At 67.7% G+C, this 24,506-nt stretch carries 19 protein-coding genes; 14 read left to right on the plus strand and 5 right to left on the minus strand.

Annotation, left to right across the window (positions count from 1 at the left end; genetic code table 11):
• Nucleotides 1-20: 20 nt before the first annotated feature.
• From IT361_01040 to IT361_01070, 7 genes are read left to right on the plus strand one after another with little or no spacing between them, the layout of a single operon-like run.
• The gene (locus IT361_01040) at nucleotides 21-809 is read left to right on the plus strand and encodes a glycosyltransferase family 2 protein (GenBank protein MCC6316244.1); all 789 of its coding nucleotides are present in this window, start codon (nucleotides 21-23) and stop codon (nucleotides 807-809) included.
• Nucleotides 806-2,074 (plus strand): class I SAM-dependent methyltransferase, encoded by a 1,269-nt coding sequence (locus IT361_01045; protein MCC6316245.1) that lies wholly within the window; start codon nucleotides 806-808, stop codon nucleotides 2,072-2,074. Before IT361_01040 ends, IT361_01045 begins: the two co-directional genes overlap by 4 nt.
• A 2-nt stretch (nucleotides 2,075-2,076) precedes the next feature.
• Nucleotides 2,077-2,847: a glucose-1-phosphate cytidylyltransferase gene (rfbF, locus tag IT361_01050; protein MCC6316246.1), complete on the plus strand. Its 771-nt coding sequence runs from the start codon at nucleotides 2,077-2,079 to the stop codon at nucleotides 2,845-2,847.
• Nucleotides 2,844-3,860 (plus strand): GDP-mannose 4,6-dehydratase, encoded by a 1,017-nt coding sequence (locus IT361_01055; protein ID MCC6316247.1) that lies wholly within the window; start codon nucleotides 2,844-2,846, stop codon nucleotides 3,858-3,860. The genes rfbF and IT361_01055 overlap by 4 nt, the downstream gene beginning before the upstream one ends.
• On the plus strand, nucleotides 3,857-5,263 hold the full coding sequence (locus IT361_01060) for an FAD-dependent oxidoreductase (GenBank protein ID MCC6316248.1): 1,407 nt from the start codon (nucleotides 3,857-3,859) through the stop codon (nucleotides 5,261-5,263). Before IT361_01055 ends, IT361_01060 begins: the two co-directional genes overlap by 4 nt.
• Nucleotides 5,264-5,266: 3 nt before the next feature.
• On the plus strand, nucleotides 5,267-6,235 hold the full coding sequence (locus tag IT361_01065; GenBank protein ID MCC6316249.1) for a glycosyltransferase family 2 protein: 969 nt from the start codon (nucleotides 5,267-5,269) through the stop codon (nucleotides 6,233-6,235).
• A complete protein-coding gene (locus tag IT361_01070; protein ID MCC6316250.1) occupies nucleotides 6,232-7,230 on the plus strand; it encodes a flippase-like domain-containing protein in 999 nt (332 codons plus the stop codon). The genes IT361_01065 and IT361_01070 overlap by 4 nt, the downstream gene beginning before the upstream one ends.
• Here the strand turns inward: IT361_01070 and IT361_01075 are convergent.
• Nucleotides 7,218-9,146, minus strand: a complete 1,929-nt coding sequence (locus tag IT361_01075) for an Ig-like domain-containing protein (GenBank protein MCC6316251.1) — start codon at nucleotides 9,144-9,146, stop codon at nucleotides 7,218-7,220. The two genes, IT361_01070 and IT361_01075, sit on opposite strands and share 13 nt — an antisense overlap.
• A 91-nt stretch (nucleotides 9,147-9,237) precedes the next feature.
• Between IT361_01075 and IT361_01080 the strand changes: the two genes are divergently transcribed.
• Nucleotides 9,238-10,674: a polysaccharide biosynthesis C-terminal domain-containing protein gene (locus tag IT361_01080; GenBank protein MCC6316252.1), complete on the plus strand. Its 1,437-nt coding sequence runs from the start codon at nucleotides 9,238-9,240 to the stop codon at nucleotides 10,672-10,674.
• Here the strand turns inward: IT361_01080 and IT361_01085 are convergent.
• On the minus strand, nucleotides 10,596-12,323 hold the full coding sequence (locus IT361_01085; GenBank protein ID MCC6316253.1) for a hypothetical protein: 1,728 nt from the start codon (nucleotides 12,321-12,323) through the stop codon (nucleotides 10,596-10,598). The genes IT361_01080 and IT361_01085 overlap by 79 nt on opposite strands.
• Before the next feature lie 95 nt (nucleotides 12,324-12,418).
• On the opposite strand from IT361_01085, the gene IT361_01090 reads away from it, so the two are divergent.
• The gene (locus IT361_01090) at nucleotides 12,419-13,441 is read left to right on the plus strand and encodes a methyltransferase domain-containing protein (GenBank protein ID MCC6316254.1); all 1,023 of its coding nucleotides are present in this window, start codon (nucleotides 12,419-12,421) and stop codon (nucleotides 13,439-13,441) included.
• On the opposite strand, the gene IT361_01095 is transcribed toward IT361_01090, so the two are convergent.
• The gene (locus IT361_01095; GenBank protein ID MCC6316255.1) at nucleotides 13,438-14,916 is read right to left on the minus strand and encodes a glycosyltransferase family 39 protein; all 1,479 of its coding nucleotides are present in this window, start codon (nucleotides 14,914-14,916) and stop codon (nucleotides 13,438-13,440) included. The two genes, IT361_01090 and IT361_01095, sit on opposite strands and share 4 nt — an antisense overlap.
• 177 nt (nucleotides 14,917-15,093) lie before the next feature.
• Here IT361_01095 and IT361_01100 point away from each other — a divergent pair, with 177 nt between their 5' ends.
• Nucleotides 15,094-15,987 carry a glycosyltransferase gene (locus IT361_01100; protein ID MCC6316256.1) on the plus strand — a complete coding sequence of 298 codons (894 nt, stop codon included), beginning with the start codon at nucleotides 15,094-15,096 and terminating at the stop codon, nucleotides 15,985-15,987.
• A gap of 235 nt (nucleotides 15,988-16,222) precedes the next feature.
• Here the strand turns inward: IT361_01100 and IT361_01105 are convergent, their stop codons facing one another.
• Together IT361_01105 and IT361_01110 are read right to left on the minus strand one after the other, a co-directional pair.
• A complete protein-coding gene (locus IT361_01105) occupies nucleotides 16,223-17,122 on the minus strand; it encodes a hypothetical protein (GenBank protein MCC6316257.1) in 900 nt (299 codons plus the stop codon).
• Between the two features lie 20 nt (nucleotides 17,123-17,142).
• Nucleotides 17,143-18,198, minus strand: coding sequence for a Gfo/Idh/MocA family oxidoreductase (locus tag IT361_01110; protein MCC6316258.1), 1,056 nt, complete (start codon nucleotides 18,196-18,198; stop codon nucleotides 17,143-17,145).
• Nucleotides 18,199-18,497: 299 nt separating this feature from the next.
• On the opposite strand from IT361_01110, the gene IT361_01115 reads away from it, so the two are divergent.
• From IT361_01115 to IT361_01130, 4 genes are all read left to right on the plus strand, one after another.
• Complete coding sequence (locus tag IT361_01115) at nucleotides 18,498-19,997, plus strand: hypothetical protein (GenBank protein MCC6316259.1); 1,500 nt, start codon at nucleotides 18,498-18,500, stop codon at nucleotides 19,995-19,997.
• Nucleotides 19,994-21,640 (plus strand): hypothetical protein, encoded by a 1,647-nt coding sequence (locus tag IT361_01120; GenBank protein ID MCC6316260.1) that lies wholly within the window; start codon nucleotides 19,994-19,996, stop codon nucleotides 21,638-21,640. The genes IT361_01115 and IT361_01120 overlap by 4 nt, the downstream gene beginning before the upstream one ends.
• Before the next feature lie 1,081 nt (nucleotides 21,641-22,721).
• Entirely contained in the window at nucleotides 22,722-23,120 is a 399-nt protein-coding gene (locus tag IT361_01125; protein MCC6316261.1) for a thioredoxin domain-containing protein, read from the plus strand.
• Nucleotides 23,121-23,832: 712 nt separating this feature from the next.
• Nucleotides 23,833-24,288 carry a hypothetical protein gene (locus IT361_01130; GenBank protein MCC6316262.1) on the plus strand — a complete coding sequence of 152 codons (456 nt, stop codon included), beginning with the start codon at nucleotides 23,833-23,835 and terminating at the stop codon, nucleotides 24,286-24,288.
• The last annotated feature ends 218 nt before the right edge of the window (nucleotides 24,289-24,506 follow it).

Genomic DNA, 24,506 nt, shown 5'->3' on the forward strand with positions numbered 1-24,506 from the left:
TTCCCTCGCCCTGCCCGTGCATGACGACGCCTGAGCGCGCCACCGGCGCGACCACGCCGAGCCTCTCGTTGGTCATGCCGTGCTACAACGAGGAAGCGATCGTTGCCCAGACGGTGAAGCGCGTGCTCGGAGCGTTCGAGCGTGCGGAGATCGCCATCGAACTCGTGGCGGTGGACAACGGCTCGCGTGATCGAACGGGCGAGATTCTGCGTGACCTGGCCGCGGCGCATCCGCAGGTGGTCGTGCATCGCGTCGAGGTGAACATCGGCTACGGCAACGGGATCCTTTCCGGCATCCCGCGGTGCTCGGCGCCGTGGATCGGCGTGATTCCCGCCGACGGCCAGGTGGACGCCGAAGACGCCGTGCGACTGTTCGAGGATGCGATTCAATGTGGCGAGCCGGTGATCGCCAAGGCGCGCCGGCGCTTCCGCATGGACGGGGGCGCGCGGAAGCTCGTTTCGATCGGCTACAATGTCTTCTTTCGTGCCCTGTGGCCCGGCGTCGAATCGCTCGACATCAACGGTCTGCCCAAGATCATGCCGCGCGACGTGGTGCAGCGCATGGACCTGCAGAGCCGGCAGTGGTTCCTCGACCCGGAGATCATGATCAAGGCACACTACCTCGGCGTGCGGGTGCTCGAGTACAACGTGTTCGCGCGGATGCGTGGCAGCGGACTCTCGCATGTCCGTGCGCTGACGTGCTGGGAGTTCTTCACCGCGCTCCTGCGCTACCGGTTCTCCGGCGAGCTGTCGCGCTGGCGTGCGTCGCGCGCCGTGCCAGCGGCCGCGGGGACGTCTCCCCGCTCATGACGGCGCTGGATCCGCGGGTGCACGACGAGGGTCGACAACTCCTGACGCACCGCACGACCTGTCGTGCGTGCGGTGGGGCCACCCTGCACCGCTTTCTGGAGCTGGGCAACCAGCCGTTGGCCAACAGCTTCCTGCGGAGCGCGGACGAGGCGGCGAGGGAACGACGCTTCCCGCTCGACGTGTACTTCTGCACGAGCTGTTCGCTCGTGCAGCTCGCCGACGTGATCGATCCCGAAGTGCTCTTCGGCGACTACATCTATGTCACCGGCACATCGACGACGATCGCCGCGCACAACCGTCGGTATGCGCGGGCCGTGGTCGACGAGCTTCTGCTCGGCCACGACGACCTCGTGGTCGAGATCGCGAGCAACGATGGTTCGCTGCTGTCGTGCTTCCGCGACCTGGGCGTGCGCATCCTTGGCGTCGAGCCCGCACGCAACATCGCGTCGGGAGCCAACGCACGGGGTATTCCGACCGACAATCGCTTCTTTACGCGCGAGGCCGGGCCGGCTCTTCGCGCGACACACGGAAAGGCCCGCGCCGTGATCGGCAACAACGTGCTGGCGCACGTGGACGATACGCAGGGGTTCCTCCGCGGGGCCGCAGACCTGATCGACACCGACGGTGCGGTGATTGTCGAGGTGCCGTATGCCACCGAGATGCTCACCGGGGTGGAATACGACACGGTGTACCACGAGCACCTCTGCTACTTCAGCGTGACCGCACTCGCGCGCCTCGCCGAACTCGCCGGCCTTGGCATCGTGCGGGTCGACGACGTCCCGGTGCATGGGGGCTCGGTGCGCGTGTGGTTTCGGCCCGGTGTACCGCATGCGGCCGCGGTGGAGCGTCGCCTCGTCGAGGAGCAGGAGAACGGACTGGCGACGCTGGCAGCGTGGGAAGCGTTTGCGCAGGCCAGCGCTGAGCAGCGCCGCGACCTCCTCGCGCTCCTGCGCCGTCTCCGAAGCGAAGGCAAGCGTGTGGTAGGCTACGGCGCACCCGCCAAGGGCAACACGCTGCTCAACTACTGCGGGATCACGCCCGAGCTCCTGGCGTACACCGTGGATCGGAATCCGTGGAAGGTGGGCAAACTGACGCCGGGCGTGCACCTCCCCGTGCGACCGGTGGAGACGCTGATCGAGGAGCAGCCGGACTACGTGCTGATCCTCGCCTGGAACTTTGCCGAGGAAGTGATGGAGCAGCAGGCAGCGTATCGCGCCGCCGGCGGGCAGTTCATCATCCCGATTCCCTCGCCCCGGATCATCTGACGATGCGCGTGGTCATCCTGGCCGGAGGGCGCGGCACGCGCCTGAGCGAAGAAACCACGATGCGGCCCAAGCCCATGGTGGAGATTGGTGGACGCCCGCTGCTCTGGCACCTCATGCAGTTCTACGCGTCCTTCGGCCACAAGGAGTTTGTGGTCGCGTGCGGGTACAAGGGCGAGATGATCAAGCAGTACTTCCGCGACATCGCGACGCACGAGAGCGACTTCTTCGTCGATCTGCGGAGTGGCGCCGTGGATGTCCTGACGCCATCGCGTCTGGACTGGAAGGTGGGTGTGATCGACACCGGCCTCGACTCGATGACCGGTGGACGGCTGCGCCGCCTTCGTGATCAGTTGAGCGGCGGCACCTTCATGTGCACGTACGGCGACGGCCTCTCGAACGTGAACGTGGGGGCGCTCGTGCAGTTCCACCGCACCCATGGTCGGCTCGCCACCGTGACCGCGGTGCGGCCTCCGGCGCGGTTTGGCGGGCTGCACATCGATGGGACCGCGGTGAAGCAGTTTTCGGAGAAACCGCAGGCCGAGGGCGGCTGGATCAACGGCGGCTTCTTCGTGTTCGAACCGGGCGTGCTCGACTATCTGACCGACGACACGACCATCCTCGAGCGCGAACCACTCGAACGGCTGGCGGCCGCCGGCGAACTGATGGCGTACCGACACGACGGCTTCTTTCAACCAATGGATACCGTGCGCGAGCGTGACCTCCTCGAGGGGCTGTGGGCCGGTGGCGCCGCGCCATGGAAGACCTGGGCATGAGTTTCTGGAACCAGAAGCGGGTATTCGTGACCGGCGCGACCGGTCTGCTGGGTTCGCACATGACGGCAGAACTGCTTCGCCGTGGTGCGGACGTGGTGTGCCTCGTGCGCGATTGGGTACCGGACAGCGAGTCGGTGACGTCGGGTTCGCTGTCGCGCTGCCGTCTCGTGCGCGGCGACCTCGAGGACTATCTGCTGGTCCTTCGTGCCCTCAACGAATACGAGATCGACACGATCTTCCACCTGGGCGCCCAGACGATCGTCGGCACGGCTTCGCGCTCACCGCTCTCCACGTTCGAGGCGAACATCAAGGGGACGTGGGTGCTGCTGGAGGCCGCGCGCCAGATGACCAGGGTCGAGCGCGTGCTCGTGGCGTCGAGCGACAAGGCGTACGGCGAACACGACCGGCTGCCGTACACCGAAGATGCGGCGCTGGTGGGCAAGTATCCCTACGACGTCTCCAAGTCCTGTGCCGACCTGATCGCGCTCTCGTACTTCCACTCGTTCCGGCTGCCGGTCGCGGTGACGCGCTGCGGCAACCTGTACGGTGGCGGCGACCTCAACTTCAACCGCCTGGTGCCGGGAACGATACGCTCGGCGCTCCGCGGCGAGGCGCCAGTGATCCGCAGCGACGGGACGTTCGTGCGCGATTACTTCTACGTGCGCGACGCCGTGCAGGCCTACCTCGCTCTTGCCGAGCGCATGCCGGACGATGGGTTCACGGGTGAAGCGTTCAACTTCGGCACGGAGACGCCGCTGTCGGTCATTGCGATGGCGACCAAGGTGCTCGAGGTGATGAACCAGTCGGCGCTGCCGCTGACGATCCTCAACCAGGCGTCGAACGAGATCCCGAAGCAATACCTCGATTGCACCAAGGCGCGTCGGCGCCTCGGGTGGGAGCCGCGATGGACGCTCGAGGAGTCGTTGAGCGACACCGTGGCGTGGTATCGCGAATGGATGGCGCGCGGCCAGCGTGGGCTGGCGGCGACGGAACAACCGGCGGCGGTCCGATGAGTCGGCTCCCGCACGTGGTCGTGCTCGGCGGTGGTCCTGCCGGGTGCGGCGCCGCCTACCAGTTGCGCCGCACCAACAAGGCGAGCGTCACGCTGCTCGAGCGCCAGGAGGTGGTTGGCGGCAACGCCGGCTCGTTTGAGTGGGCGGGACAGTGGCTCGACTACGGCAGCCATCGCCTGCACCACACGGTGCATCCCGATATCCTCGCCGACATCCAGCGCATGCTCGCCGCCGACTTCGGGGACTTCGATCGGCATGGGCGCATCCGGCTTCGCGGCGAGTGGTTGCACTTTCCGATCAAGTCGCTCGACCTGCTCCGCCGGCTCGACAAGGGGTTTGCGCTGGGAATGGTGAAGGACCTCGTGCAGCGCAAGCTCGCGCGCCCGGCCGAGGGCGAGACGTTCGCGTCGGTGCTGCTCGCGAACCTCGGGCCCACGATGTGCCACCACTTCTACTTTCCGTACGCGCGCAAACTGTGGGGCAAGGAGCCCGAACTTCTGTCGGGTATCCAGGCGCGCAAGCGCGTGACGGCCGGGAGCTTCGGGAAACTGATCAAGCGGCTGCTCAAGCCAGTCGGTGGCGGCAAGTACTACTACATGCGCGAAGGCTACGGGCAGATCAGCCGAGTGTACGCGCGTGAGGCGACCGCGTCCGGCGCGGAGATCGCGCTGGGATGGGGCGCGGCGCGCATCGAGCGATCGACCGAGCCGGGGTACACGTGGACCATCACCGCGGAGCGCGGCACCGAGCGGCGGACCATCCATGCCGACCACATCTGGTCGACCATCCCCATCACGCTCCTGGCCAAGATCACGCAGCCTGCGCCGCCGGCGCCGGTGATGGCGGCTGCACAGTCGATCGGGTATCGCGCGATGGTGCTGGTGTACGTGCAGCTCCCGGTCGACCAGTACACGACCACGGACGCGCACTACTTCCCGGAGGGCAACGTTCGCGTGACGCGCCTCTCCGAACCCAAGAACTATTTCCGCTCCACGGAACCCAGGGGCACGACGGTGCTCTGCGCCGAGTATCCGTGTCAGGTGGGCGACGAGATCTGGTCGGCGAATGACCAGTCGTTGGCCGACCTCGTGGAGAAGGACACGAGAACTGCGGGGATTCCGCTGCCGGACAAGCCCATCGCGGTACACGTGCGGCGCCTGGCCCAGGCATATCCGACATACCTGATGGGCTACGAGAAGCCGCTGGCCGTGCTCGACGACTGGGCAGCGTCGCAACCCAATGTGCTGGTCTACGGGCGCCAGGGACTCTTTGCGCACGACAATACGCATCACGCGCTGTACATGGCGTATTCGGCCGTCGACTGCCTGACGCCAACGGGTTTCGACCACGAGAAGTGGGCCGGATACCGCGAAGTCTTCAAGACGCACGTGGTCGAGGACTGAGCCGTGAAGCTCATCATCCAGATCCCCTGCCTCAACGAGGCGACGACGCTGCCGGCGACGTTCGCGCAGCTGCCGCGGTCGATCCCGGGCATCGACACGATCGAGATCCTGATCATCGACGACGGCAGCACGGATGGCACGGCCGAGGTGGCGCGATCGCTGGGTGCAGCGCACGTGGTGAGTTTCGAACGGAACCGGGGTCTGGCCGCGGCGTTCATGGCGGGCCTCGACGCCTCGCTGCGCGCCGGCGCCGACATCATCGTGAACACCGACGCCGACAATCAGTACCAGGGAAGCGACATCGCAAAGCTGGTCGCTCCGATCATCGACGGCGAGGCGGAACTCACGGTCGGCGACCGGGGCGTGGGCAGCCTGGCGCACTTCTCGCCCATCAAACGCCGGCTGCAGGTGCTCGGGAGCGGCGTCGTGGGGCGCGCGGCGGGCCTCGACACACCCGATGCGACGAGTGGATTTCGCGCGATGACCCGCGAGGCGGCGCTCCGCACCATCGTGCTCAGCAACTACTCGTACACGCTCGAGTCGCTGATCCAGGCGGGCGCACGACGCGCGGCCGTGAAGTTTGTGCCCATCGGGATCAACGCGCAGACCCGTCCGTCGCGCCTCATGCGGAGCATCCCGCACTACATCCGGAAATCCGGCGTGACGATCCTGCGGGCGTACGCGATGTACCGCCCGCTCCGGTTCTTCGTGTCGTGGGGGATGGTGCTGATCCTGCTCGGGCTCATCCCGGCGGGGCGGTTCCTGTACTTCTACGTCACCGGCAATCGCGTCGGCCACGTCCAGTCGCTGCTCCTGGCCACGATCCTCATCGTGGTGGGCTTTCAGGTGCTGCTGATCGGCGTGCTGTCGGACCTCATCAGCTTCAATCGACGGATCGTGGAGGAGGTGCTCTACCGTCAGCGGCGGATGGACGCCGCGCGCGAGGCGTCGGAGCCGCCCGAGGCGCTGTGAGCGACGCCGGAACGCGGCGACGACCGGTGTGGAAACACCCGGCCGTGCGCATTGCCGGCAGCGCAGCCATGCTGTTGCTGCTGTTCCAGGTGCTGCCGTTCGGCGACATCCGCGCCGCGCTGCGCAGCCTGCCGGTGTGGGTGTTCCTGGTCGCGATCGCGTCGTACCTGGGCCTGCACCTCATCGGCATTGCCAAGTGGCGCGTCGTGGTGAACGCCGTTGGGGCGGGGCTGCCGTTTGCCGGTGCGGCGCGCGCGTACTACTGGGGCCTCTTCGGCAACATGTTCTTGCCGTCGATCGTTGGCGGCGACGTGGTGCGCATGGGCATGGCGCTGCGCACGGCGCGCTCCCGCACGGGCCTCGTGCTGGGCAGCGTGGTCGACCGCGTGCTGGACATCGTTGGACTGGCGAGTGTGGCGGCGATCGGCGCCGTGCTTTCACCACGTGCCCTCGATCCGCAGAGCCGGCGCATACTCCTCGGTGTGATTGCGGTGTGCGCGGTGGGTGCCATCGGCGGTCTCGCGCTCGTGTGGTTCCTGCCATTTGGTCGGCTGCCCTTCAAGATCCGCCGCAAGCTCGCTCCGCTCTGGCAGGCCTTTCGTGCGGCGCGCGGCAACGTGCCGGCGCTGGTGCTCGCGTTCCTGATGTCGATGTCGCTGCAGGCGCTGCTGGTGGTGATGAACTGGTTGCTCGGACTGCGCATGGGCATCGACGTGCCGCTCTACGTGTGGCTCTTCGTATGGCCGCTGGCAAAGGTCTCCGGGCTCGCGCCGGTGACGCAGGGCGGCATTGGCGTCCGCGAGGCGGCGCAGGCCCTGCTCTTTGCGCCGTTCGGCGTACCGGGAGCGACCGCGGTCGCGGTGGGTCTCGCGTTCGAAGTCGTGATCCTTGCCGGCGGCCTGCTCGGTGGAGCCATTGCGTGGATCATGGGTCGCGGCGATGGCGGCGTGCGTCGAGGTGTGACGCGCGCGAGTCCGACCGCTCAGCGCTGGTAGATGGTCATCACCCCGCCCGCCGGGAGGCTGGCGCGGACGCTTCCACCGGCGTCGACCTGCTGATCGGGTCGGTCGACGTTCCATTGCGCGCCGGCCGTGCTGAAGTTGAGGCCGTAGGCGCCAGCCGGGAGCCCGGAGACGGAGAACGTCGCCGCGGTCTTTGCCCACACGATGGCGACCATGCGGCCATTGGCGTTCCGGAAGGCCAGCGGCAGTATATCGGTTGGGTTGCCGGATGTCGCGCCCACACGCACAGCGCCGCGCCGGACGTATGCAAACACCTGTCGGAAGCGCTTCGACTCGTTGGTGAAGTTCACGCGCGGATGCGCCGGATCGGACTGATTGATCTGGTAGTAGGCGCCTCGCGCGGCGGGGTTGTCGCGGCGACCGCAGAAGCCGTTGGCGAACTGCATCCACGACGACGCGTTGGCCACCACGAGGTCCTCGTACAGCTCCTCGAAGTCGGCGCCGATGTGTTCCAGCATCGCGGTCTTCACCCCGTCGCGCAGCCATCGCTGGCCGATGGCGTCCACGGCGGGATACGCCTCGGCGACATACCGATGGTACGAGAGTTCACCGATGAGTCCCGTGGTCCCCGGCACCTGCAGGATCTGGTCGTAGAAGGCGGCGGCATTGTACACCGAGGTCGTGGAGGGCGCGATGATCGTGGGCGCGAACCCGGCCGCGCGCAGGCGAGCGACCAAGGCAACCATCGAGCGCCCGATGTCCGCCGCCGAGTAGGGCGTATGTTCCGGCTCGAGGACGAGTTCAAAGGCGTCAGGAACGATGCCGTACTTCTGCTGCAGGTGCACGAAAGCCATGGTCACCAGCTCGGCGTACTCCGCGGGCTGCTTCATGTGGCGCAGTCCACCGGGCTGGTAGCCCTCGCGCTCGAAATCCACGTAGGTGAGCACGAGTTGCAGGCGTTCACCACGGGCGGCGAGCCGCTCACGCAACGGGAGGACCGCCTGCTCCATGAAGCCGTCGAGGAAGCTCCACTGAAAGCGCGAGCTGTCGCTCACCATCGGATCCTCGTTGTCGTTCACCGGTGCGCTCCACGACCGGCGATACTCGGCCGACGAAATGCGGCCCGCGGCGAACTCGGCGTGATAGTCCTTCGTGTTCTCCGTGCCGCTGCGCAGGGCGATGGTGACGCGTTCGATGCCCAGCTCATTCACGAGGCGATCGTGGAGCTGGTCCTTGTAGAGACTGAACGCGAGCCGATCGCACTCGAACCATCCGTTCTGACCGGCGCCCTGCCAGCCAGTCATCGTCTGAAACGTTGTGGTGGTATCCACGGTGATCTCGTTGCGCGTCGCGCCCGTCACCGTGACGCGCACCGACGACGTCGCGCCACCTGCCGACATGGTGAGGCGGGCCGTGCCGGGTGCGAGTCCGCGGACCCGTCCACTCGACGTGACCGCGGCCACGAGGGGGTTGTCGGTGTTCCAGAGCGGCGCTTCCTGCGTCGAAGGCTGGCCGTTGGCGGTGAAGGCCGCGCCGGTGAGCGTGATGGTTTCGCCGACCGCAAGGGTGGCCGATGCCGGCAGAATGGAGACGCGTGCGATGCGCCCTCCGGACCGTGGCACGACCGACACGTGGATGGTGTCAGCGACCGAACCTGCCCTGGCGATGATGCGTGCCTCGCCTGGTCCAACCGCCGAGAGCATGCCGGTGGGCGCAACGGTGGCGACCGTGGCGTCGCTGCTTGCCCATCGGACGATCGTTCCACGGACCACGGCCCCATCTCGATCCCGGGCGATGGCCGTCAGGGGTTCGCGCCGCGGGACGGCGAGCAGGACCGAGTCCGGCGTCACGGACAGCGTGGCGACGTCCGGTTGATGGATCGACGAGGCCGTGGCGCCCATCGCGCCGACGACGATGACCACAATGCTGCGCGACGCTCGATCCATCATGGCTGGCAGTGGAATCGGGTTGCACCTGCTAGACTTCCCGCGCACGTCACCCCGCGGAGCCGGGACTCGCTCCCCACACACTCTCGTCGGCATGGGCGTCGGGAACGATAAGGTATCGCCAACGCCGCTCGCGCAACTGTGGCGCGGCTTCGCCATGCTTGGCCTGGCGGAGATTGCGGCGCGGCTCGTGGCGTTTGGCGCCACGGCGTGGGTGTCCCAGCACCTCGGCGCGGGTCCGTTCGGCGTCGTCAGCTTTGCGCTCGCGGCGCTGCTGTATGCGAACCGGGTGGTGAGCTGGGAACTGGAGTCGGTCGGCGTGACCGAGGTGGTGCCGCGCGACGAACACGGCGACGCGGCCGCGGGGACGATCATCGCTGCCCGGTTCCTGAGCGCGATCGTCGCGATCGTCGTGCTGGGCGGCCTCGCACGCTGGGTGCTGCCGAGCCCTGACGGCGTGGTGCTGGTGCTCTACGCCATCGGGCTCGCTGCCGTCGCGCTCAACACCCGCTTTGCGTATCTGATGCGTGGAACGCCGGCCCGGCCTGCGCTCGCACGCTTCCTGGCCGAGTCGGTCAATGCCGCCGTCGTGCTGGTGCTGGTGCGTTCGGCGGCCGACGTCGAGCGCGTGCCGTTTGGCTTCGTGATCGGAGAGGCGATCGCTGCCGCGTTCCTGCTTTCGGCAATTCCCGGAGCCTGGCGCGGCGTACGGCGGTTTGACGCCGGGCTCGCCAGACACACGATGCGGCGGGCGGCACCGCTGGTGCTCGCGTCGCTCCTCGGGCTCATCGCGTTCAACCTCGACCTGATCCTCCTTCGCCTGACGAGAGGATCGGAGTCGGCGGGGTTCTATGCCGCGGCGTATGCGCTCGTGGCGCTCGTGCTCAATCTCGGCGTGACCTACGCGGCGAATGTGTTGCCCGGGCTGAGCCGGCTGCGCGACGATCGCGATGCATTTGGTCGCTTGTACAGCGATGCCAACCTGCTGCTGTTCGTCCTCATGGTGCCGTGTGTGGTGGGCGGCGCCGTGCTGGCGCGACCGCTGGTGAACCTCGTCTTCGGCGCGGAATACGCCTCGTCGGCGGCGCCGCTGGCGCCCCTGCTCGTCGCGGCGGGGCTCACGCTCAGTCGATTGGTGCCCGTCGCGGCCATCGTCGCGCTGGGCAGGCGACGCGAGGCGCTGTGGGTGAACGGGTCGGGCGCGGTGGTGAACGTTGCGCTCAACCTCATCCTCATTCCGCGCTTCGGCATCATGGGCGCGGCCTCCTCGGCGGTGGCGACCGACATCGTTCGGCTCGTGGTCGCGCAGGCGCTGGTGCGACGCGCGGGTGTGGAAGCTCGCTACGCGCGGCGACTGGTGGCGCCCGCGTCCGCCGCGGCAGTCATGGGCGTTCTGGTGTGGTTGGTCCGGGCGTGGCCCGTGCCGCTGGCCGTGGTGTCGGGCGCTGCGATCTACGGCGCAGCGCTCGTCATGTTTGGCGTGGTGAAGATCGGACCTGGCGCGCGCGTGCGGCTCGCCGAGGACGCCTGAGCGGAGCGCTCCACGCGGAAAAGCCATCCCACCGGTTCGCGGGCAAGCGGTACGAGGCCGGGTAGGAACGCAAAACGCGCGGGATCGTGCGTGCCATTCACAAAGAGATAGTCGGCGCGGGACGTCTCCAGCAGCGCCGGCATGAGCGACGGGTTGGCGAGTGCCTCGCGCAACGCGGCGACCTTGCTCGTGAAGTTCACCGTCAGGAAGAAGTGGCCCACGTAGAGCCGGCCCGGGAACGTTGGTGCGAGCCAGAGGAGATCGGGCACGTCCGCGAGGAGGATCTGACTGGTGTCCGCCGATGCGCGCAGGGCATCGCGGGCCGCGCGATGTGACGGGTTCACGTACTGAAACGGGGCATCGGTGCGAAACCCGCTGAAGTGCCACGTGCGCGCGGCGAGCCAGAGCGGCGCCGCCCCGCCAACCAGCGCGAGGATCGCGGCATGTCGCGCGCTGACGCGCGGCCATTTCGCGAAATACGCGATCGCGCCGAGGATCGCGAGCGGCACCTGCATGGTCATCGTGCCGCGATCAGGATACGGAAAGAACGGACCGGAGAGCGTCACGATCGTGCAGCCAAGGATCCAGCCAAAGAGAAACCGCTCCCTGAGGCCGCCGATGCGCCAGCGCGCCAGCCCGCCCCACGCGATCAGAGCCCACGAGATCGGGTAGGCAATGAGCAGCGTACTGACGAGGATGTTGATGGCGCGCCAGTCCGGGAGCGGGAGCCCGGATCGCGCATAGAGCGCGCCCAGCACGGCGTAGCAGACCCCAACCGCGAGCGTGCATCCGGCCAGGAGCCCGACGAGCCGCCGCCGGTCGGGGATCATGGGCCAGCAGCAGAGGGCAACTCCCCACGCGATGGCCAGGAGCGTGATGCCCTCGTAGACGTGCATCACGGTCATGAGGACGAACATGCCCATCGCCGCGGCGATGCGCGCCGGCGTGAGCCGCGTGATCGCCGAGTGCAGCGCGAGGACGGCGCCGAGTCCAACGATCCACAGCGCGATGGAGTGCGTGTCGAGGAGCACCTTCACCAGGTAGTGGCTGCGGTAGTCCTCGAAGACGGGGAAGAGTTCGATCGGTTCGAGCAGGAATCGCTGGAACGTCGACGAGGCCGCGAGCGCGGGAATCTGCTGCAGCACCTTGATGTGCCCACCGAGTCCTCCCGCGACCATCAGCGGCACCACGACCCAGAGCCGCTGCGTCGGATCGGCGATGAAGCGGCGCACCGTCGCGTACACCATGAGCGTGAGCAGGATGGCCAGCACGCTGCCGGCGTAGGCGTAGGCGCGTTCCGGCGTGGTCCCGACGGCACGACCGGCCTTCCCCACGGCCCAGAAGAAATAGACCGGCAGGTGCGCGCGGTTCGGTTCGGTGGTGAACCGGTTGGTGATGACCGGCCCTTCGCGTTGGGTCTGTCGGAGCCAGACGCGGTACTGCATCTGGTCCGGGGAGATGGTGAGGTTCTCCTCGAAGGTCCACTCGCCGCGCTGGCTCAGTTCGGCGCGCCAGAAGGGCGCGATGTGGGCCACGGCGGCGCAGAGGGCGATGACCCACGCGATCCAGGGGAGGCCCAGGAGGCGCCGCGGGTTCGCGGTCGTGGCGGCGCCGGCCGCGCGGTCGTCGTCAGGCAGGGGCGTCGTCATGCGAAGGGAGCCGGTCGGTGGCCGCGGAGGTGACGCCGCCGCGAGGCCCGCGTAACATACGCCACCGCGTACGAGGACCGCGACCGGAGCGCGACATGGGGTTTGCGATGGACGATTGGCTCGAGCTGGTGTGCCCGGCCTGCAAGGCGGCGTTGGTCGACGTTGACGCGCCGGCGTCGCTCGCCTGTGCTGCCTGCGGCGCGACGTGGCCGATCGAACACGGTATCCCCGACCTTCGGACGCGGCCCGACCCGTACATCTCCAGGCTGGGCGACGTCGCCAAGGCGCGTGCCCTGCACCGTGAGTTCGGCACGCGTGACTTTGCCGGCATCATCGAACTGTACTACGCGATGACGCCCGAGGTACCGGAACCGCAGGCGCGCCTCAACGCCTCGCGCATGCTCGGCGGTATCGCGCGCGCCAAGGTGGCGCTGGCCTCGTGGGAGGACGATGTGGGCCCCTTGGGTTCGATGGGTCGCGTGCTCGACATCGGGTGTGGCGAGGCGCCGCTCGTGATTGCCGCCGCGCGACGCGGGGCGCAGGCCGTCGGCGTCGACATCGGGTTCCGTCACATCACGATGGGGCTCAAGCAGGTCGAGCAGGAACGACTTCGGGCGCCGCTGATCGCCGCGTGTGCGGAAGCCCTTCCCTTCCCCGATGCGTCGTTCGACGTCGTGACGATCATGCACGCGCTCGAACTCTTCCGGGATCAGCCCCGCGCGCTGGCGGAGGCCTTTCGAGTGACGCGGCCCGGGGGACGCGTGCTGGTGAGCGCGCCGAACCGCACGAGCGTGGGTCCCGACCCGCACATCGGCCTCCCCGCGGGCGGGCTGCTCCCGAACGCGCTCGTCGGCCTGGTGTCGCGCCTGCAGATGGCGCGCCCACCTCACCGGAGCTTCCTCACGGCGGGCGGACTTCGTCGCGCGCTCGTGCGGGCCGGCTTCAGCGAGGTGCGCGTGGGCATCCCCGGGCTCTCGGATTCACAGCGCGCGCAGTTCACCGGTCTGCTGCGCGTGGCGGCCGACGGGTACGAGCGCCTGCGCACGGCCCCCGGGGCGCGCACGGTGCTGCGGACGATCGGTCCGCTGCTGCAGGCATCGGCGGTCAAGCCTCGTTAGGCCGGCGGCGTCAGCGCGTCCATCGTGCACACGATGACCTCGCCGCCGCCCAGCGTGGCGGGAAAGACGCGTTGCTCGCGGCAGTCGGCGTCCACGTGCGCGGCGAGCCCCGGATCGTAGAGGTCGAGGTAGCGCGGGAAGGTGTACACGAACCACACCTTGCCCCGACGACGCAAGGCGTCGAGATCCGCCGCGGTCTTTACGCGTTCCCAGGGCAGCCGGTAGTAGAGCAGATAGACCGCCGCGGTGACGTCGGCGACGGCGACCACGTCACCCGGCGCCCTGGCCTCCTGCACCATCGCCAGCGGCCCGTCGAAATCCTGCTTGGGCACGCGCCAGTCGCGCGGCAGCGACGCCAGCGATGCGATGACGAGCACGCCGATCGCCGCCTGCCCCAGGAGTTCACCACGGCGTGTACGCTCCTCCGTCGTCAGGCGCCTTGACCACTGCGACAACCACACGCCGGTCGCGTACGCGCCACGGACCACGAGGAGCACGAAGAAGCCGCCCAACACGAAGAAGAACCGCGGGTACATCGTCCCCCGTCCGATCGCCGCACCGCCAATGATGGCGAGCGGCGCCAGCACGATGATCAGCGCGACGTGACGGTCGCGACGGAACCAGGTGATCACGCCCGCCAGACCGATTGGCACAGCCAGCGCGAGCGCAATGATGGCGAGACCGAACGCGTCCCCGAACCCGGCGCGCAACACGCGAATCCCCTCGGCGAGCGCCCACGCCGGAGACGACACGCCCGTCTGGTCCGACGGCTGCGTGAAGTAGTCGAGCATCGGCTGCAGCATCGGGTAGTGCAGCGCCGCGCTGATCACGCCGCCGCCAACGAACGGAAGCAGCACGACGCGCCAGTCGCTTCGCGGCCGATCGCCCGTAGGCCACACGAGGGCCGCGAGGGCAACGACACCCTGCGCAATCACGAAGAAGACGAAGGTCAGGTGCGCGTACGTACCGAGCGCAATGCAGAGCGCAAACCAGCCCGCCGCCCGGCGATCGCTGCGATGCAGCATCGCCAGCAACTGGTGCGTGGTGAGCAACGCAAAGAACAGCAGCGCGCTGTAGCCCCTGGCGCTCTGCGAGAACCACACGTGGTGGTACGACACGGCGAGGAGCAGCGCGGCGGCGATGGCCTCGCGACGGCCGACCAACGGCTTGGCCAGCCAGAACAGCATCGGGACCGAGGCCACGCCAAACAGCAGCGCCGGCAGGCGGATCGCCCAGGCCGACTCGCCGAACACGGAGAGCGACGCATGCGCAAGCAGCGCGTAGAGCGGATGCTTGTTGTCGCCGCGGAACTCCGAGAGGTTTTCGGGAAACGACGTGCGAAACGACTGAATGATGGCCGCGATCTCGTCGTTCCAGAGGCCGTCGTTGAGTCCGGGCAGGCGCAGCCCGAGAGCCAGTACGGCGAGCGCGAGCGGGATCACCCACTCACGGTCCTCGCGGCGATCGTTCGGCATGCGCTTCAAGAGGAAACGGTCGAAGGTGAGATTTCCCCGGTCATTGGGCAGGAACCGCGCCACGGTGCTCGGCCGCTTCCGGACACCGTGACCGGCCAGCCCACGGCAGGCCCGAAACTTGACAGCACCGGTGAACGGATCAAGCACTCTCCCTCAGACCCATCGTACGCTCCTCACGTGACCGCATCCCTGACCGTCATTGTTCCGGCCGTCAACGAGCCCCTGGACGTCCAGAAGACGCTCGAAGCCCTCGCGCGCGAGCGAGCGGCCACCGGCGTCGAAGCCATCGTGGTCTCTCGACTCGGCGCGCCGGTAGCCGGCCTGGTTCGGTCTTCCTTTCCCTGGGCGCAAGTCATGGATGTACCGCACGGGACGACGATCCCGGCGATGCGCGCGCTGGCGTTCGAACGGGTGACCACGCCGTGGGTCGCGGTGATCGAGGATCACGTTGCGGTGCCCGCGGGGTGGGTGAAGCTCATGACCGAACGGGCGCAGGAAACCGGAGCCGTCGTTGGAGGCCCGGTCGACAACCTGGCGACGACGACCCTGCTCGATCGCGCGGCCTTTCTGTGCGAGTACTCGCACTGCATGCCTCCCCTTGGCGGCGGTGTCACGTCGTGGCTGCCCGGCAACAACGTGGTCTATCCGTCCGCGACCGCGCGCCGGTATGTCGAGATGCTTCGGCGCGGCAGCTGGGAGAACGACATGCACGAGGCGATCAAGGCGGAGGGCGGCAGCCTCGTCATGGTACCCGAGGGCGTGGTCGGGCACGACAAGCACTATTCGCTGTGGGAGTACGTTTCGCAGCGCTATCTCTACTCGCGGTCCTTCGCCGGCAAGCGCAGCCAGCAGTCCTCGGCGGTCAAGCGCCTCGCCTACGCGGCGGGCTCGCTCGCGCTGCCTCCGGTGCTGCTGATGCGGATCGTCTCGCGAGTTGGTGCGCGCTCGGAGCACCGGGGCACGCTGCTGCGATCGCTGCCGCTGATCGCGACGTTCGTGCTGTCGTGGGCCGCCGGGGAACTCGTGGGCTATCTCGCCGGCCCCGGCGATTCGCTGGGCAAGGTGCGATGAGCGCTCAGGAGCGGCCCGTGATCGCACGCGTTCTCCAGACGGATCGGCGTTGGCGTAGAGCCGCGTGGGTGCGATGAGCGCTCAAGGGCGGCCAGTGATCGCACACGGGCGCAAGACGGATCGGCGTAGGCGTAGAGCCGCGCGGGTGCGATGAGCGCTCAGGCGCGGCCAGTGATCGCACACGGGCGCAAGACGGATCGGAGTGTGCGTAGAGCCGCGTGGGTGCGATGAGCGCTCAGGCGCGGCCGGTGATCGCACCCCAGGCCTCGCCGGCGCTCCAGGCCACGAGGATCGCCAGCACGGTCGGTAGCGCCCGCAGGTAGGACGGCGCGTTACCCAGTCGTTGCTGAGTGCGACCGTGACGCAGGAGCAGCACGAAGGGCACGATCGGGCTCGCGAGCACGAGGGCCGCGCGCCGTGCAACGGACGCGTCGCCGGCCCGGACCTGTCCAAACAGGCGACCCCAGTGGAATCGCTGCCTGGCGAGCGTACCCAGTGTTGCATAGTGACTGCGGAACTCCACAACGGCGTCCGGGATGAGGAAGAGCACCTCGCCCGAGGCGGCCAGCGACCAGTGGACTCGCGCCTCGTTGTACCGATCGTGCCAGGTGGTGCGCGTCGCTTCGATGCACCGGCGCTTGTAGCACACGTTGACATCGGACACCCAGTCGCGCGCGCCCGTGGCAAACGGTGGCGCGTAACGTCCGTAGTCGACCGCCCACACCGACCAGTTGAGCACATCGGTGGTGGCCGGCGCTATGGCACCGCCGATCACGCCGTGCGGCAGGTCACGGTGTGCCCGCACCATCGTTGCCGCCCAGTCGGGCCGCGGGCGGGCGCGGTCCTCGACCATCGCCACCAGCTCACCGGAGGCGTGGGTCAGCGCCGCCGAGCGACGGCGATCGAACAGTTCGTGCTGACCGGCCGGAGACTTGGGGGGGCGCGCGGTAGCGACCGGGCCCATGCCGATGAACCTGACGGCGGGGAACCGGGTCGAAAGCGCGCCCACCTCGGGGATGGTGTCGTCCCACGCAACGAGGATTTCCAGGGGTGGCGCGCCAGCCTGCCTGACGAGTGCGTCGAGCACCTCGACGACAGCGTCACCGCCGTCGACGACGGTGACGATGACACTCAATACGGACGTCGGCCCCGTACTCACAACGTCATGCGCCCCAGAGGTTGGAGCTGCACGGCCTGACGCGTCGCCGTACTCTCCCGGACCGCGGCCGCCACTTCCACGGCCCGGAGCCCGGCAAAGCCGTCGGCGATCGGGAGGTCCTGCTTGCCTTCGGCGAGCGCGAGGAAGTCGCGCAGCTCGTCCTTGAACGAGAGCAGCGCGGTCGTCTTCCAGCTATAGAGCTTCTCGCGCACTGCAATGCCGAGGTAGCGATGGTGCACGCGGGTGCGCGGACCGCGGGGGTTCTGGTGCGTGATGAGGAGGTTCTCCATGGGAGCGTACGCCCCGCGCACCATGCCCTTGTCGCCATAGGCTTCGATGAAGAAGCCATAGCCCTTCCACTCGTCCCAGGTCGCCTGATACGTGGCCGCCACGCCGTCAGGGTTGCGGAACACGGCCATGGCGTTGTCCTCCGAGCCAGGCACTTGCCACACGTTGTTGGACATCACGCCGTAGACATCGGTGATCTCGCCGAGGAAGTGGCGTGCGAGGTCGGTCATGTGGATGCCGATGTCCCACATCGCCCCACCGCCGGTGAGCGGTGTCTTGTACTCCCAGTCGTGCGTGAAGCTCGAGAGGCCTTCGTGGCCGCCGAAGACGCGGAAATGATCCACGGTGCCGATCGTGCCTGCGCCGATGGTTTCCCGCATGAACGTGATTGCCGGGTAGTAGCGGAGGTTGAAGCCGACGGCGAAGGCGCGCCTGGCCGTCTGTGCGGCCTGCACGATGCGGCGGGTGTCCTCGACGGTGTTCGCGACCGGCTTTTCGCACAGCAAGTGAAGCCCGCGCCCGAGGGCGCCGAGGCAGGCCTCGACGTGGGCCTGGACCGGTGTGGACACGACGACGGCGTCCATCGGCGTGTCGAGGAGTTCCTCGAGCGAGCCACACAGGCGCGCACCGCTGGTGCCCGCGGCCTGACGCGCCAGATCCGCGTTGAGGTCGAACACTGCGGCGAGGGACGTGGAGGGCTCCTCGCGAATGGACTGCGCGCGGAGCGCGCCGATCTTGCCGGCGCCCACGAGGCCGATGCGCATGAAAACAAGACTCCGGTGTAAAGGGGGCCGCTGCTGGCAGCGGAAACGGTCGGCTCAGGGGCCGCCACTGGAAGGACGAGGGAGCCCGGACCCAAGTTAGTGTGGCCCCTCATGGAACGGGCTCGTCTCTTGCAAGGGGCGTGCTCACCCTCGGCGCTCCGCCGAGTGAGGCTGGCGTCCCGTCGTCACGTCATTCTGTCATCATCGTCACGAACGCACATGCAGCGAACTCCGGCAGCGTCGGCCCCGCGCCACATGCGTCGGCACCGGGCGCGAACGAGCGGGCGGACACGCCGCGCGTGACGCGTCACCTGGTGCGCTGGTTGCGGACGGCCGCAGCGAAACTCGTCGTCACGACCTGGCTCGTCTACGCGCTCTTCGCGACGACCAACGTGGCGCGAGAGACCTACCTGTCGCTCGCGGTGGCGGAGCGCTGGTCGATCCGGGTGGACGAGTATCAGGGATTGCACCCCGACCTGTTCGAGATGCCCGGTCGGGGGTGGTACATCAACAACAACCCGGGCACATCGTTCCTCGGCGCGATCCCGTACACGCTGGCACGGCCTGCGCTGTCGGCGTTGTACGCGTGGAAGCCGCACCTGCTGGCACCCAAGCCTCCAGCGACGTACGACGACGCGCGACCGAACCGCTCGAAGTTCCTGAACGCTTCGCGCGCGCGCGGGCTCGACGTAAAGCTCGGCCTTGCAGCGCTGATCACCGGCGTCGGGCTCATGGCGCCACTTGGCGCGCTCGCGGCGTGGGTGCTCTTTCGCTTCCTGCGCGCGCGAGGCATGCCCGAGCGCCGCGCGATCGGCTGCGGCCTGCTCTACGCACTCGTGACGCCAATTTTCTTTCGCTCGGCGTTCCTCAATCAGAACGCCATCCTGACCCATTGCGTGCTCGGCGCGTACGTGCTGCTGGCCGGCTGGACGCCCCGCCCACGCGGTGCGCTCCCGTCGGCACGGGACATCGCGCTCGCCGGTGCACTCCTCGGGTTCGGCCTGCTGTGCGACTACGGTGCGGTTCCGCTGATCGTGGCCTTCGGCGTGTGGGTGCTGGCCCTGCACGTTCGCCGCGGCGTCGTGGCGATGCTGCGCGCCGGAGCGACGTACACGCTTGGCGCGGTCCCGATGATCGTGGCACTCTTCTGGTACCAGGCCGCGGCGTTCGGGAGCCCGTGGTTCCCGGCGCAACGCTACATGCCGGCGACGAAGTATTCGGTCATAGGCTGGAACGGATTCTTCGTCCCCACCGCCGAGCTGCTGACTGGCAACCTCTTCGACCCACGCTATGGACTGTTTGTCTTCTGTCCGCTGCTCGCGGCGGCGCTGTTCGCCGGATTCGTGCGTCGCGACGCGACCGACCCCGATGCGGGGCAGTTGCGCGGCATCCTCGGCGTGAGCCTCGCTCTCTATTTGTTCTCCAGTGCCAACCAGTTCGCCATGCTCCAATGGAACACCGGCGTGCGCTACCTCGTGCCGCTCGCGCCGCTGCTGTTTCTCGCGGCGCTGCCTGTCCTTCGGGCCATGCCGCGGCCGGCCGCTGGTCTGCTCGTCGGAACGAGCGTGGTGATCTCGTGCGTCGTGAGCATGACGCGTGAGAGCGTTCCCGACGCCTTGCGGCTGGTGGCGCGCGAAGGTCCGACGCTCCCGATCTTCATCGTGCTCGAAAAGGTCGCGTCCGGATATCCGGCGCTGCAGTTCGGGCTGGTTGGCCCGCTGGTGGCTTTTGGGGGACTGGCGCTGGTGCTGTGGCTCCTGTGGCGACGGAGTTCGGTGGCGCCGGAGGTGCGTGCATGAGGCGCTTACTGGCGATTCTCGGACTGCTCAACGTGCTCGTGCTGGCGGTGCACGCCGGGCTCTCGTGGTTCGAGGCCGGTGCGGCGACCTATGCCGCTCGCCCCTACGGTCAGGTGGTGTTCTACGATCGGTTCGGGGCTCGGGTGGCCGACGTTGCCTATCGAGTGGCGCCCGCGGCCTTCGCCAACTTCCAGAAGCCGGACACCACGGTGCGCCGGCCCGGCGCATTGGTGTACCCGCCACCCGATCCCGAGGACCACATTCGCACGGTGAAGCGCCAGTTTGCCTTTGCGATCGGTGGTGACCTCATCGGCGCCGATCTGTTCATCGATGCCTACGCACTGCCGCTCATTGCGTCCACATTGCTGGCACTCGGCGCGGTGCTGCTCGTGGCGCGCGGCCCGGTCGCCGACGTGACGATCGTCCGCTCGGCGTGGCGCTGGGGCGTGGCGTTCGTGCTCGTGATGGCCGTGGCGATGCCGGTGCTCGTCCCGGATTTCTGGCTGTCCTTCGCGTGGGGGCGCACGCTCTGGTGGGGCGGAAACCCGTACTACGACGTCCCGGCGGCTGCCGTCGACGGTTTGCCGTTCGACGCGCCCATCCTGCGCATGACCTACGGGCCGCTCTGGGCCGTGATCTCGTGGGTCGTGACCGCGGTCACGAGCGGGTCGGTGTTCTGGGGAACGGTCGTGTTCAAGGCGCTGCTCGCCGGCTCGTGGATCGCGGTGCTCGCGCTCGTGAGGCATCTCACGAACGATCGACCGCCGCGCGAGCAGGCGATGGCGCTCGTCGTGGCGGGCTGGGCGCCACTCGGTGCGGTACAGGTCGGCGGCGATGGGCACAACGACGCGTTCATGATCCTCGGCATCCTTTCGTGGCTCGCGCTGGTGCGGCTCGGGAGATACCGATGGGCCACCCTGTCACTCGCCGCGTCTGTCGCGGTGAAGTACGTCAGCGCGCCGCTCTTTCTGCTCGATCTCCTGCTCACGCCGGTCCCCGGTGTGGCGCACCCGACGTTCATCCAGCGCGTGCGTGCGTGGATCCCGCGCGGACTCATCGCCGGCGTCTTCTGGGTCGTCGTCTTTGCGCCGTTTGTGCGCTCCCCGGCGTTCTTTGCGGAGACTTCGGCGGTTCGCGAGGGCTACTTCTTTCTCCCCGCCGACGCGATCAAGGCGATTGGCGCGTTGACGGGACTCGGGCTCCGGCCGCTGGCGTTCCTGGTCATGGGGGTGTTTCCCGTGGTTACCGCGGCGTGCGTGTGGTCGTGGTGGCGCTCGCCCTCGTTCGCCGGCCTGCAGCGCGCTACGGCCGCGATCATGCTGTCGGTGCTGTTCATCGCGGCCGCGCACGTGTGGCCGTGGTACGTGCTCTGGCTTGCGATTCCGGCCGTGCTGTTGCCGTGGGAGTCGCTGCTCGCGCGCTGGAGCGTGGGCGTGCTGCTCGCGGCACCGTTTCCGCTCGCCTACTGGACGGCGTGGCCCGACAGCGGCGACTTCCGGAAGTTCGAGCTACCGTCGCTGGCCATGTACGGACTCGCGCTCGGATGGATGCTGGTGGGGTGGCGGCTCTTCCGGGCGCGCGCTGACGTCACAGTCTCACAACGGCCCGAGACGGAGTACGAGGGGTTCGTCTCCAAGGCTTGATGAAGGGGTCGTTGTCCACCCCTTCGTTGCGAGGCGCTGGAGTGGCGTGATGTTGATGAGGGCGACGTGCCGGCACTCGCAGGTCCTGACGGGAGGTGAAGCAGCCCCGCGTGTGATAGGCGGAGCGGCCCGTGGACCTTGGCGTCGGCGCGCTCTTGGAGCACCCTCCAGGTCAAGTGCTCGGGCTTCCGTTGGTCTACGGAATGAACCGCCACGGTCTCATCGACGGCGCAAACCAGCCATCCGGCGCGACACGCGTGCTATGCAGCTCACCTACAGCAGCTGGCTCAATCAGGTGGAGAGCTGGTTGCGCGGATCGAGCGCGCCCCGACTGACGCGTGGCAATCTTCACCTCGGCGACGGCCTGCGGCGGAGCTCGCTGTAGTACATCAGGGTGAATAGCGTGCCCGTCAGCTCCCTCGTGTGGCGATACGCCGACCCCAAGGCACACATGCGTGATGCACGCATCCAAGCAGCAGTCCACTAGTCGCTGGGCTTGCTTGACAATAGCGGCAGGGGGGGGTACGTCTCTTCTGAGAGGTCGCTATGCGACAGCGTATCATCACTCTCTCGCTGCTCTCGATCATCACCGCAGCGTTCTCTGCCTCACAAGCCGATGCGCGCCCGGTCGCGCGGATCTGCGACGAGAACGGTGACTGCGGCTCGTGCTGCTGGGGCGGGCAGGACTGCGTCAACTGGTGCAATCAGCACTGTCCCGAGTCGAGCTACTGCGACATGCAGTACTCTCCGATGTGCTGCGGCCAGGGCGGATACTCAATCTGGTGCCGCTTCTAGCCCGAGGCGCCGGAGGCGTCATTTCCATGCACGCTCGCCGCCGCGAATGGCTGGCTAACGCCATGACATGGATCTTGGCTGCGTGCGCGCTTGCCAGCACGGCTCTCGTGGTGCGTCGAGAGCTCGTCGCGAACGCGAGCACGCGACCTCGCATGTCGATTGAACCCGACTGGCAACGGTTCGCCTTCGGTCATGTCTTGCGTGACTCCGGCGCTCAGAACAGCATTGTCGTCTTCTCAGACTTCCAGCCCCGTACTGTAAACGCTTTGTCGAGTATGTCGACTCCCTGCGGTCCACTGGAGTACCGATCAAGGTGATCTTTCGCCACGCGCCGTCGGCTGGACACCCGTCAGCGATTGCGGCGGCCCGCGCGGCAGAGTGTGCCGATTCGCAGGGCGAGTTTGAGGCGATGCACGACGCTCTGTTCGCGTTCCAGGACTCGATTGGCAAGGCGCCCTGGCATTGGTTCGCCAGGATTGGGAGCGTTTCGCTGGATCGCGGCTTCGATGCCTGCGTAGCGCGACTGGAGGTGATCCCTCGCCTTCATGACGACACCGTCGATGCGCGCCGTTTGGGGGTGCTCGGAACGCCCACACTCCTCATTGGCCGTATCCGGCACGATGGGCTCCCCTCGCTTGATTCCTTGCGAGCGTACGTCAGGCGTTCCGCGTCACCCTCACCCTGATCCGATGAAGCAGCCAATTGGCCTCGCGCGCGTGGGGATTCAAGCGCCGTTCCTCGCGGCGCTCTTGATCGGCGCCACGGTGCAAGCACAGCCCACGCAAGCCTGGCGACTGGTGCGGGACGTGGAGGTCTCGCAGGCTATGTCTGTCGGGACGGAGTTCACTCAGGTCCGCGCTATCGTCCCCGTGGGTCCCCTCACTGCCGTCGTAGTTGAAGGGCGGCCCGCAGGCATTGGGGTATACGGAGCGAATGGTCAGCTCTTGCGGCCGATTGGTCGAATTGGGAGGGGACCCGGCGAATACGAGTTGCCACATGAGGTTGGTCTGCTCGGTGACACGGTTTGGGTCACCGAAGTGGGCACGCGACGCACCAGCATGTTCAGCAGCCGCGGCGACTTGCTGTCGACAAGCGCCTGGCAGACTGCGACGGAAGCGCCCACTCAGGGGGGAGGGCTAATGGTTGAGGGATTGCTTCCCGACGGTTTCGCATGGGGCGGGAGGGACAACAGCCCCGACGCGCTGGGAGACCCTCCGAAGTCACGAACCCTGTTTCGGCTCACGCGTGAGGGGCGGCTTGTGGATACGATGGTCACCGTGCCCACTTCGGGAGCAATGTTTGGGATTCGTCGTGACGACGGCGGCATCTCTTTCGGTCGACAACCCTTTACCGATGCGACGCTCGCTCTGTGTGGCGTTGGTCATGCAGCGTGTCTGTTGATCGATCGCCGCGTCGCCAGCGAACGGCGCCGGGGGTCGTTTCGCGTAACGGCCATCCGTGCCGACGGGGATACCCTGTGGTCGAAGAGCTACGGCTATGAGCCAAGAGCACTGGAGAAGGGCATCCGCGACAGCGTGTTCAGGTCATATGAGAGCCGACTGCTGCGAAGTGGCGCTACGCCGCAGCAGATTCGCGATGCGATCTTCCTTCCGGCGTATCGACCGCCGATCAGCGCCGCGTTTGCAGGCGCAGATGGCTCCCTCTGGCTCGCGAGAGAGACCGGAGCTGCGACGATCGAGTACTGGGTCCTGGACGCCGCAGGGCATCACGTGGCAACCGCTCGTAGTCCCGCAAAGGTGTCCATTCGCGCCGTCTCGGGTAACTACGTATGGGCCGTAGAGACCGACAATGATGACGTCCAGCGCGTGGCACGCTACCGCATCGTGCGATAGCGCGAGTCGAGGACCGGCCGAGCAGGAGGGCCATCGCTCTCAATGATGATTTGACTATCCACGGCCAAGGGAAGATGCAGCGCGTGCAGGTCGCAACACGCTGCACAACGACTTCGGCTCGCAGCCGATCACCAACGCCGTCTCGCGCGGGTGAGCAACGCGGAGTGCTATGCCGCCCGGGCCGGGGTGCCAAGCGTGCAGTCGCGCGCACCTCTGCT

Source organism: Gemmatimonadaceae bacterium (genome assembly GCA_020846935.1).
Taxonomy (GTDB): domain Bacteria; phylum Gemmatimonadota; class Gemmatimonadetes; order Gemmatimonadales; family Gemmatimonadaceae; genus RBC101.